Below are 7,850 nucleotides of genomic sequence, written 5' to 3' on the forward strand. Positions count from 1 at the left end.
ACCCCAGCCACGGCCTCGAAACCCCGGGAGCCCCGCCCGTGACCTCCACGACCACCGCCGTCCCGCTCAGCTCCGCCACCCTGGCCGCCGTCGGCGAGCGGGTGCCGGTGCCCACCTACGACCGCTCGCAGGTGACGCCCGGCATCGTGCACCTCGGCGTCGGCGGGTTCCACCGCGCGCACCAGGCGATGTACCTGGACCGCCTCATGGAGGCCGGTCAGGCGCTGGACTGGGGCATCCGCGGGATCGGCGTCCTGCCGCACGACGCGCGCATGAAGGAGGTCATGGACGCCCAGGACGGCCTCTACACGCTCGTCCTCAAGCACCCCGACGGCACCCGCGAACCCCGCGTCGTCGGCTCGATCCTGGACTTCCTGCTCGCCCCGGAGGACCCCGACGCCGCGATCGAGGCGATGGCCGACCCGCGCATCCGCATCGTCTCCCTCACCATCACCGAGGGCGGCTACAACATCGACGCGGTGACGCACGAGTTCCTCCTCGACGAGCCCGGCGTCGCCGCCGACCTCGCCGACGGCGCCGTGCCGCGCACGGCCTTCGGCCTGGTCGTCGAGGCGCTGCGCCGGCGCCGGGAGCGGGGCGTGACGCCGTTCACCCTCATGTCCTGCGACAACCTGCCCGGCAACGGCGACCTCGCCCGGCACGCCTTCGTCGCCTTCGCCACCGCCAGGGACGCCGAGCTGGGCGCCTGGGTCGACACCCGCGTGGCCTTCCCGAACACCATGGTGGACCGCATCACCCCGGGCACCACCGACGCGGACCGCGCCGAGGTGCGCGAGCGGTTCGGGGTCCAGGACGCCTGGCCGGTGGTCTGCGAACCGTTCACGCAGTGGGTCGTGCAGGACGACTTCCCGCTGGGCCGCCCGCCGCTGGAGGAGGTCGGCGTGCAGGTCGTCGAGGACGTCGAGCCGTACGAGCTCATGAAGCTGCGGCTGCTCAACGCCAGCCACCAGGCGCTGTGCTACTTCGGGCACCTGGCCGGCTACCGGCTGGTCCACGAGGTCGTGCAGGACCCGCTGTTCGAGCGGTTCCTGCGCGGCTACATGGCCCGCGAGGGCGTTCCCAGCGTCCCGCCCGTGCCGGGGATGGACCTCGAGGCCTACTGCGACGAGCTCATCGTGCGCTTCTCCAACGGCGAGGTGCGCGACACCGTGGCCCGGTTGTGCAACGAGAGCTCCGACCGCATCCCCAAGTGGCTGCTGCCGGTGGTGCGCCACCAGCTCGCGAGCGGCGGGGAGTTCTTCCGCGGGGCCGCCGTCGTCGCCAGCTGGGCGCGCTACGCCGAGGGCGTCGACGAGCAGGGCGAGCCGATCGAGGTCGCCGACCGCCTCGCCGAGCGCGTCGTCGCCGCCGCGCAGCGCAACCGCGCGGAGCCGACCGCGTTCATCGCCGACCGCACCCTCTTCGGCGACCTCGTCGACGACGAGCGCTTCGTGGCCGAGTACACCGCCACGCTCGCCTCGCTGCACGAGAGGGGCGCGCGCGCGACGCTGGAGGCGCTCGTCGCCCGCTGAGGAGGCCGTGCGGGGGCCCCTACGATGGGGCCATGGCGTCGAAGGTGGTCCCCGCACGGGGCATGCGTGACATCCTGCCCGTCGAGAAGGCCCGCCGGGAGCACGCCCTGCACGTCATCCGCGAGGTCTACCGCTCCTTCGGCTTCGACGAGGTCGAGACGCCCGCGCTGGAGGAGCTGTCCCGGCTGGAGTCCGGCCAGGGCGGCGAGAACGAGAAGATGCTCTTCAAGGTCCTGCGCCGCGGCCTGGACCCGCAGGAGGTGCTGCGTCCCGCGGAGGCCGCCGACCTCGGCCTGCGCTTCGACCTCACCGTGCCGCTGAGCCGCTACGTCGCCTCCAACGCGACGGCGCTGCGGATGCCGTTCAAGGCGCTGCAGATCGGGCCGGTCTGGCGCGCCGAGCGGCCGCAGAAGGGCCGCTACCGCCAGTTCGTGCAGTGCGACATCGACGTCGTCGGCGAACCCGGCACCCTGGCCGAGGTCGAGCTCGTCACCGCCACCCACACCGCGCTGACCCGCCTGGGGCTGAGCGGCACGACGCTGCGCATCAACGACCGCGGCGTGCTGACGGGCCTGCTCACCGGCTGCGGGTTCGCCGAGGCCGACCACGGCAGCGTCCTCATCACCGTCGACAAGGCCGACAAGGTGGGCCTGGACGGCGTGCTGGCGGAGCTGCGCGCCAAGGAGTTCGCCGAGGACGCGGTGGCCGCGCTGGAGAAGTGGCTGACCGCGCTGCTGCCGCTGAGCGACGTGCGCACCCCCGGCGCGCTGGAGGCGGCGCTGCCGCAGGCCGTGCCCGCCGAGGTCGTGGCCCGGCTGCGCGAGATCGCCGACGCCCTCGCCGTCTCCGCCCCCGACCTCGACGTGCGCTTCGACGTGACCCTGGTGCGCGGCATGGGCTACTACACCGGCCCGATCTTCGAGATGTCGATGCCGGGCAGCTCCTCCTCGATCGCCGGCGGCGGCCGCTACGACACCATGGTCGGCCGCTTCAGCGGGCGCGACCTGCCCGCGTGCGGGTTCTCCATCGGCTTCGAGCGGATCGTCGACGAGGTCGTCGTGCCCGACCCGGGCGCGGGGGCGGTCGCCCTCGTGCACCCGGCCGGCGCCCCGGCGGGGGAGCTGCTGCGCAAGCAGCAGGAGCTCGTCGCCGCCGGGCACCGGGTGGCGCTGGTCAGGGCCGCCAAGCGCATGCAGCCGCTGTTCGACGCGCTGGTGGCGGAGGGCTACCGCCAGGTGGTCCGCGCCCGCCTCGGCGAGGACGGCCGCCTGGAGTTCGGCGAGGTCGCCCCGCTCAGCGCGAGCTGACCCCCCGCCCTCAGGCCGAGGCCAGCCCGCGCCGGCGCGGTGCGGGCAGCAGGCGCGGGGCGGCGCGGCCCTGGAGCGCGGCGGCGCGGGTGAGCTCGGCGCGGTCCTCGGGCGGGCCGTCCTGCGCCGCGCGCACCTGGCGGGCGTCGAGGAACCCGCGCAGCCGGCCCGGGTCGTTGGTGATGAGCCCGTCGACGCCGTGGCGCAGCAGGTCGTCCCACAGGTGCGGCTCGTCCACCGTGTAGGGCCAGGTGCGCACCCCGGCCGCGTGGTACTCGGCGACGACGTGCGGGCTGGCCACCAGGCACGCCACGTGGGGGTTGACCGCCACGACGCCGAGGTCGGCGACGGCCCGGCGGGCCTGCTCGGCCGCCACCCCCGGCACCGAGGACATGCCCGTCAGCGGGTCCTGCAGGACGTCGGCCAGCGAGGTCTGCGGGTCCGGGTGCAGGACGAGCAGCGCGCGGCGCACGTCCGGGGCGACGTCGCGCAGCGCCGCCACCGTCTCCTCCTCGAAGCTCTGCACGACGCTGCGCCCGGCGACGCCCGCGGCGCGCAGCGCCGCCACGGCGCCCGCCGCGGCGGCCGGCGACCAGACGCCCTTGAACTCCACGAGCAGGCCGGCGCCCGGGAAGCGGCCGGCCGTGGCCGCCACCTCGGCCAGCGTCGGCACCCGCTGCCCGCTGAAGGCGGGCGCGAACCAGGAGCCCGCGTCGACGGTGCGCAGCAGCGCGCCGCCGACGCCGCCGACCGCGCCGGGGGCGTCGGTGGTGCGCTCCAGGCTGGCGTCGTGCAGGACGACCGCCTCGCCGTCGGCGTCGAGGCGGACGTCGAGCTCGAGCAGGTCCGCCCCGGCGCGCAGCGCGGCCTCGAAGGCGGCGAGGGTGTTCTCGGGGGCGGCGGCCGAGTAGCCGCGGTGGGCGATGACGAGCGGGCGGTCGGGCACCGTCGGTCCTCCACGGGAGTCCGTGCTCACCGGCGGGGCGCTGCCCGGCGGTCACGGGGGAACGGGACGACTCCGACACTAGGTCGGCCCCCGCCCCCGCCCGCGGCCGCGAGCGCCGTCCGGCGCAACGGTCACCGAGTGTTCACCGTCGCCTGGCCGGTTCTCCAGCGGGGCAACCCGCCGTTCACCCGCCGCGGCGACCCGCCCCCACCGGGCCCGGTCAGGGCGCGGGCGGCGGCTGGGGGCCCGGCTGGCAGGAGGGGCACCACCAGGTGCGCCGCCGCTCGGGGTCCCCCGGCACCTCGGCCAGCACCTCGATCCGGGTGCCGCAGCGCCGGCAGGGTTCCCCGGCCCGCCCGGAGACCCAGTGCTGGCGGCCGGGGCGCACGTCGCCCGTGGTGACCTGCGGCGCGCCGTGCGCGCTGACGGAGAAGCGCAGCATCTTCACCGCCAGCCGCACGGCGCGCTCCAGGTCGACCTCGCCCGCCGGCGTCCACGGCGATCGCCCGCGCAGGAAGCACAGCTCGTCGGCCCACAGGTTGCCGATGCCGGCGAGGTTGCGCTGGTCCAGCAGCGCGGCCTTCAGCGGGCGCTCGGGCCGCTCGCGCAGGCGGCGGACCGCCTCGGCGACGACGGCGTCCACCGGCAGCTCCTCGGAGAGCAGGTCCGGGCCCAGGTGCCCCACGACGGTGTGCTCCTGGGCGGTGGGCAGCAGCTCGACGACGGGCATCCGCAGCGCCAGCGCCGTCCCCCCGTCGGTGGCCAGCCGCACCCGCACGTCGGGTTCGAGCCGGCGCGGCAGCTGCTTGCCCGGTGCCAGCACCGTCCACTCCCCGTCCATGCGCAGGTGGGTGTGCAGGGTCGTGGGCTCGGGCAGGGCGCTGTCGCCGACGGCGAAGCGGGTCAGCAGGTGCTTGCCGCGGCTGGCGGTGCCCAGGACGACCGCGCCCGCGAGGTCGGCGGTGGCGTACCGCGGCACCCGCAGGTCGCTGCGCTCGACGCGGGCCCCGCGCAGCCGCGCGTCGAGCCGGCGCGCGGCGCGGTAGACGGTGTCCCCCTCCGGCACGTCCCCACCGTGCGGCACGCGGGGGCGCCGCGCGAGCCGAGCCCCGCCGATCAGCGGTACGCCGGTGAGCTAGCACTGATCGGACGGCGGTGCTACGGTCGAGAGCAACGAAATGTTCAGCTCATACCATCGATAACCACCGGAGGACCCGTGACCACGCCCACCACCGCCACCACCGCCACCGCAGGGCGCGTCGCCGTCGTCACCGGCGCCTCGCGCGGCATCGGCCGCGCCGTCGCCACCACCCTCGCCGCCGCCGGGCAGGCCGTCGTCGTCGGCTTCGCCGGTTCCGCGGACGCCGCCGCCGAGGTCGTCGAGGAGATCACCGGCGCCGGCGGCCGGGCGGTCGCCGCGCAGGCCGACGTCGCCGACGAGCACGCGGTCGCGCACCTGTTCGACCTCGCCGAGCGCGAGTTCGGCGGCGTCGACGTCGTCGTCCACGCCGCCGGGCGGCTGGCGCTGTCGAGCATCGCCGACCTCGACCTCGACGAGCTGGACGCGCTGCACCGCACCAACGTCCGCGGCACCTTCGTCGTCGCCCAGCAGGCGGCCCGGCGCACCCGCCCCGGCGGGGCGGTCGTCACCTTCTCCACCTCGGTCGTCGGCCTGCAGCTGCCCACCTACGGCGCCTACGCCGCGAGCAAGGGCGCCGTGGAGGCCCTCACGCTGATCCTCGCCCGCGAGCTGCGCGGGCGGGACGTCACCGTCAACGCCGTCGCCCCCGGCCCCACCGCGACCGACCTGTTCCTCGACGGCAAGGACGAGGGGACGATCGCGCGGCTGGCCGCCCAGCCGCCGCTGGAGCGCCTCGGCACCCCCGAGGACATCGCCCGCGTCGTCGCCTTCCTCGCCGGCCCCGGGGGCCGCTGGGTCAACGGGCAGGTGCTGCGCGCCAACGGCGGCATCGTCTGAGCGCGCTGCGCGGACCGTGACGTCCGTCATGCCCCACCCGTGCGGCACGCGGCAGGACTCGTGCGCCGGCGCACGGGTCCCCGGCCGCGGGCGGCGGCAGGCTGGCAGCAGCGCGCCGGACGGACCGGCCGCACGAGCAGGGAGGTCCCCCGTGACCGCGAAGCGCCCCACCCGCACCGCCCGCCCGGGCGAGCACGCCCGGGTGGTCGCCGTCTGCCTGCTGGCCGCGGCCTCCGTGCTCGCGGGCGGCGCCGGCCAGGTCCTCGTGCAGGTGCTCTGCGTGGCCGCGTCCGTGGCCGTGGCCACCGGCGTCGTGCGGGTGCACCGGTGCTCCCCGCGCCGCGAGCGCTGAGAGCGGCGTCGGGTCGGCGGCGTCGGGTCAGCGGCGGCGCAGCAGCCCCGCGACGAGCGCGCCGGCGCCCAGCGCGCCCAGCCCCAGGGCACCGGCACCCAGCTGCCGGCGGTGGCGCAGCGCCCAGACCTGCGGGCTGCCGCCGAGCGCCTGCTCGTCGAAGGGGCCGTGCGCGCCGTGGTCGCCGGGCACGGGCGCGTCCAGGTAGTCGCCCACCATCGCCGAGCGGGGCATGTCCGACTGCTGCCCGGACACCCCCGTCCTGGCCAAGTAGCGGTCCAGCAGCGGCGCCGCGAGCCGGTTGCCCACGATGGTGCCGATGGTGGACTCCCCCACCCACGTCTGCCGGCGCGGGTGCTCGGCGACGTCGGCCACGACGGCCGCGCACGCCTCCGGCTGGTAGATCGGCGCCACGGGCTGCGGGTGCTTGGGCAGGTTCGAGCGCACCCAGCCGAACTGCGTGGTGTTCATGCCCGGCATGTGGACCGTGGAGACGGTGACGGAGCTGCCCTCGTGCAGCAGGTCCGTGACCACGCTCTCGGTGAACCCCTGGATCGCGTGCTTGGCACCGCAGTACGCCGCCTGCAGCGGGATGCCGCGGAAGGCCAGCGCCGAGCCGACCTGGATCACCGCCCCGCGGTCGCGCGGGCGCATCCTGGCCAGCGCGGCCCGGGTCCCGTTGACGTAGCCGTAGTAGGTGGTGCGGGTGGCGCGCTCGAAGTCGGCCGGGGAGACCTCCCAGAACGGGGCGAAGACGCTCGCCATCGCGTTGTTGACCCACAAGTCGATCGGCCCGAGCGTCGCCTCCGCGCGGCTGGCGGCGGAGTCGACGGCCTCGGCGTCGCCCACGTCGCACGGCAGCGCGAGCGCGCGCCGGCCGGCGGCCTCGACGTCGGCGACCGCCCCGGCGAGCCCGTCGGCACCGCGGGCGATCACCGCCACGTCCCAGCCGCGGGCGGCGAGCTCGCGCACGACCGCGCGGCCCAGCCCCGCCGACCCACCCGTGACGACGGCGACTCCCCGGTGCGCTGCCTGGCCCATCCCCCGACCCTGGCAGCACCGGCGCCGGGCGGCGAGTCGGGGCTCAGCCCTGCTGGGCGCGCTCGGGCAGGTGCTTGGCGCTGTCGTAGAGCAGGTGCAGGACGTCGGAGCCGAAGACGGCGGTGAGCATCGCGGCGACGCTGCGGGTCAGCCGTGGCGCGAGCACGCCCCCGGCGACGAAGCCGGTGGAGACCCACACCGCCAGGCAGAACGGGCAGGTCACCAGCTCCCCCACGGAGTGGCGCAGCCCGCTGCCGCGCACCTCCTCCATCACCTCCCCGTCGCCGGCGTTGCCGGCGAAGCGGGTGACGGGGGCGCGGAAGGGGGAGGTGACGGCGTCCTTGGCCAGGATGCGCGTCGCCTTGTGGGTGGCGACGGCCAGCAGGGCGACGTCCCCGGCGCTCCAGCGCTCCGGCAGCGACCTGCCCCGGGCGCGGGCCAGCAGCCCCGCCCCGCCGACGGCGCCCGCGTAGACGCCCATGAGGGTGAGGAAACCGCCGAGGGGGCGCTCCTCGTCGCCCTGGTAGCCGTCCTGGACGGCGTGCAGCCGTCGGTGCAGGTCCTGCAGGTCGCTCATGGCCGCCCCGTACCCGCGCCGACCCTCCACCACACGTCCCACCGCACGTCCCGCCGCACGTGGCCGGGACCGCCGGGGCGGGACGTGCGGTGGGACGTGTGGTGGAGGGTCGGCGCG

Annotated in this window: 8 protein-coding genes; 4 read left to right on the plus strand and 4 right to left on the minus strand. The window is 76.4% G+C overall.

Annotated elements, in window-relative coordinates; all coding sequences use genetic code 11:
- Positions 1 to 38: 38 nt before the first annotated feature.
- The gene (locus GTQ99_RS16385) at positions 39 to 1,532 is read left to right on the plus strand and encodes a mannitol dehydrogenase family protein (RefSeq protein ID WP_166616804.1); all 1,494 of its coding nucleotides are present in this window, start codon (positions 39 to 41) and stop codon (positions 1,530 to 1,532) included.
- 32 nt (positions 1,533 to 1,564) lie between these two features.
- Positions 1,565 to 2,839, plus strand: a complete 1,275-nt coding sequence (hisS, locus tag GTQ99_RS16390; RefSeq protein ID WP_166616805.1) for a histidine--tRNA ligase — start codon at positions 1,565 to 1,567, stop codon at positions 2,837 to 2,839.
- 10 nt (positions 2,840 to 2,849) lie between these two features.
- Here hisS and GTQ99_RS16395 read toward each other — a convergent pair whose 3' ends face one another.
- Complete coding sequence (locus GTQ99_RS16395; RefSeq protein ID WP_205707632.1) at positions 2,850 to 3,785, minus strand: glycerophosphodiester phosphodiesterase family protein; 936 nt, start codon at positions 3,783 to 3,785, stop codon at positions 2,850 to 2,852.
- A 220-nt stretch (positions 3,786 to 4,005) separates the two neighbouring features.
- The gene (locus GTQ99_RS16400; RefSeq protein WP_166616807.1) at positions 4,006 to 4,851 is read right to left on the minus strand and encodes a DNA-formamidopyrimidine glycosylase family protein; all 846 of its coding nucleotides are present in this window, start codon (positions 4,849 to 4,851) and stop codon (positions 4,006 to 4,008) included.
- 150 nt (positions 4,852 to 5,001) lie between these two features.
- Here GTQ99_RS16400 and GTQ99_RS16405 point away from each other — a divergent pair, with 150 nt between their 5' ends.
- Entirely contained in the window at positions 5,002 to 5,763 is a 762-nt protein-coding gene (locus GTQ99_RS16405; RefSeq protein WP_338075044.1) for an SDR family oxidoreductase, read from the plus strand.
- Between the two features lie 151 nt (positions 5,764 to 5,914).
- Positions 5,915 to 6,115 (plus strand): hypothetical protein, encoded by a 201-nt coding sequence (locus GTQ99_RS16410; protein WP_166616808.1) that lies wholly within the window; start codon positions 5,915 to 5,917, stop codon positions 6,113 to 6,115.
- A gap of 27 nt (positions 6,116 to 6,142) precedes the next feature.
- On the opposite strand, the gene GTQ99_RS16415 is transcribed toward GTQ99_RS16410, so the two are convergent.
- Both GTQ99_RS16415 and GTQ99_RS16420 read right to left on the minus strand, forming a co-directional pair.
- A complete protein-coding gene (locus GTQ99_RS16415) occupies positions 6,143 to 7,156 on the minus strand; it encodes an SDR family oxidoreductase (protein WP_166616809.1) in 1,014 nt (337 codons plus the stop codon).
- Positions 7,157 to 7,199: 43 nt separating this feature from the next.
- Entirely contained in the window at positions 7,200 to 7,724 is a 525-nt protein-coding gene (locus tag GTQ99_RS16420) for a DUF1360 domain-containing protein (protein WP_420814574.1), read from the minus strand.
- Between the last annotated feature and the right edge of the window lie 126 nt (positions 7,725 to 7,850).

This window comes from Kineococcus vitellinus (genome assembly GCF_009906315.1).
Lineage (GTDB): Bacteria > Actinomycetota > Actinomycetes > Actinomycetales > Kineococcaceae > Kineococcus > Kineococcus vitellinus.

Excerpts from the sequence above, each read along its gene's own strand:
- hisS (WP_166616805.1), top strand. The coding sequence starts at position 1,565 with ATGGCGTCGAAGGTGGTCCCCGCACGGGGCATGCGTGACATCCTGCCC.
- GTQ99_RS16415 (WP_166616809.1), bottom strand. The coding sequence starts at position 7,156 with ATGGGCCAGGCAGCGCACCGGGGAGTCGCCGTCGTCACGGGTGGGTCG.